The organism is Tamlana crocina, from assembly GCF_012037625.1.
In genome coordinates, this window is the sequence record NZ_JAAVJS010000125.1 from 1 (window position 1) to 542 (window position 542).

General features: G+C 42.1%; 1 pseudogene. It reads right to left on the bottom strand.

What is annotated here, in order from left to right:
• Window positions 1-429, bottom strand: a pseudogene (locus HC176_RS15925) (prolyl oligopeptidase family serine peptidase); the annotation flags it as partial.
• Window positions 430-542: the final 113 nt, after the last annotated feature.

Below are 542 nucleotides of genomic sequence, written 5' to 3' on the forward strand. Positions count from 1 at the left end.
ATCTTCCGACTTTTTGCGGTAGATCACGCTCTGGTTCTGCAATCCGTCATTTTTACTGAAATAGATCCAGTCGCCCTCTTTCCATGGAGCCGAGATCTTTTCATAGTTCCAGAGTTCTGTAAGGCGTTTTTTAAGTTCCTCCCTGAAAGGGATATCCTCAAGGTAGTCAAAAGTGACTTCATTTTGGGCTTTTACCCATGCTTCAGTCTCTGCACTGCGGTCGTCTTCCAGCCAGCGATAAGGATCTTCTACTTTAGTGCCAAAATACGTGTCAACGGTGTTTCATTTTCTGGTTTCAGGATATTACAATGTAATTGTAGGGGTTTGAGTTGTTTGTACCGGGGTTTCCTCTTGAGGTGGTTGCTGCTGAGAGGTCCCGCAGGAAACCAACGCTCCGGCAGCCAGTACGGTCATTATGGTCTTTTTCATATATTGAAGTTTAAGAAAGTTCCTAAAAGTAAATAATTTCCTTTGATTTTAAAGCACAAAGGCAGTACGTGGGTAATAGCTTTGGTAAAATGTACCAAAAAAGTCATTTCTAA